Origin of the sequence: Sphingomonas arabinosi (assembly GCF_036663715.1) — a bacterium.
Classification (GTDB): Bacteria; Pseudomonadota; Alphaproteobacteria; order Sphingomonadales; family Sphingomonadaceae; genus Sphingomonas.
This window is the reverse complement of sequence record NZ_JAXOJN010000053.1, coordinates 1-1,511: the sequence shown is the minus strand read 5'-3', so window position 1 is coordinate 1,511 and position 1,511 is coordinate 1. Positions and strand designations below refer to the sequence as shown.

Below are 1,511 nucleotides of genomic sequence, written 5' to 3'. Positions count from 1 at the left end.
AAATCATGGTTGCGAAGTCGGCCCAGAATGTACGTCTGGGCGAAGCGTACCCCGGCTTCCACGGCCGCCTTGTCACGGGGCTTCTTCGGCCGCGCCGGAAGCACGCCGACGTCATAGAGAGGTGGCTCGGTTTGTCTGCACAGGCTCGCGGCTCGGATAAGTGGATCGCCGCTGGTTGATCATGCCGCTGCGAGAAGCGGCTGGTCGAAGTATATCTGGTCGGGCGTGCGACCGCCAAGCGCCGAGTGCGGCCTGACGGCGTTGTAGAACCCGATGTAGCGGCCAATGCCGGCACGGGCCTCGGGGACCGAGGCGTAGGCGTTGAGGTACACCTCCTCGTATTTCACCGAGCGCCAGAGGCGCTCAACGAACACGTTGTCGCGCCAGCACCCCTTGCCATCCATGCTGATGGCGATTTCCTCCCGGTGGAGGACGGCAGTGAACGCCGTGCTCGTAAATTGCGAGCCCTGATCGCTGTTGAAGATCGCCGGCTTGCCGTATCGCGCCAGCGCTTCTTCCAGCGCCTCGATGCAGAACGCGACATCGAGCGAGATCGACACCCGCCACGCCAGCACGCGCCGGGTGAACCAGTCGACGATGGCGACGAGGTAGACGAAGCCACGCGCCATGGGCACGTAGGTGATGTCCGTGGCCCAGACCTGGTTCGCCCGCGTCACTGCCAGCTTGCGCAGCAGGTACGGATAGACCTTGTGCCCCGGCGCCGGCTTCGAGGTGTTCGGCCGGCGGTAGATCGCCTCGATCCGCATCCGCTTCATCAGCGTCGCGACATGCAGCCGGCCGATCGCCGTGCCCTCCTGCCGGAGCAGATCGCGCAGCATACGGCTGCCAGCGAACGGGTAGAGCAGATGCAGCTCGTCGATCCGCCGCATGATCGTCAGATCAGCGTCCGGCGCGGGTCGCGCCAGATAGTAGATGCTGCCGCGGCTGATCTCGAGCTGCTGCGCCTGGCGAGCAAGCGGCAGCGCATGACCACGGTCGATCATCGCTTTGCGCTCGGCAACAGACCTGCCTTCCCGAGCGCACCGGCCAAAAAATCGTTCGCCAGCGTCAGCTCGCCGATTTTGGCGTGCAGCACCGTGACGTCAACTGTCGGTTCGGCCGCTGCCGGCTCCGCGCCGAACACGTCCGCCGCGCCTTCCAGCAGCCGCGACCGCCATTGGTTGATCAGGTTCGGGTGCACGTCATACTGCTGTGCCAACTCAGCCAGCGTCTTCTCGCCTTTCACGGCAGCCAACGCCACCCTGGCCTTGAACGCCGGGCTGTGGTTCCGGCGTGGTCGCTTGCTCATCTTGCCTCCTGCTCGCGGCCAGCATGGCCGCTGTCAGATCGGCGATCCACTTATCCCCGCTGTCCAGATTTCCCGAACCACCTCTTAGTGCGCGGTCATTCGGCCGTAGCTGCGGTTGATTTCCGGGTCGTAAAAGGACGCCTTGTTCACCGCGCTTTTGAGATTGTCAGGCACCAGCAGCCGCGGAACTCCGCCAATGTGG

At 64.5% G+C, this 1,511-nt stretch carries 1 protein-coding gene; it reads right to left on the bottom strand.

What is annotated here, in order from left to right:
- Positions 1-179: 179 nt before the first annotated feature.
- A protein-coding gene (locus tag U1708_RS20585) for an IS3 family transposase (protein ID WP_332748154.1) occupies positions 180-1,309 on the bottom strand; the annotation gives its coding sequence in 2 pieces (ribosomal slippage) (positions 180-1,048 and positions 1,048-1,309; 1,131 coding nt in all).
- Positions 1,310-1,511 lie beyond the last annotated feature (202 nt).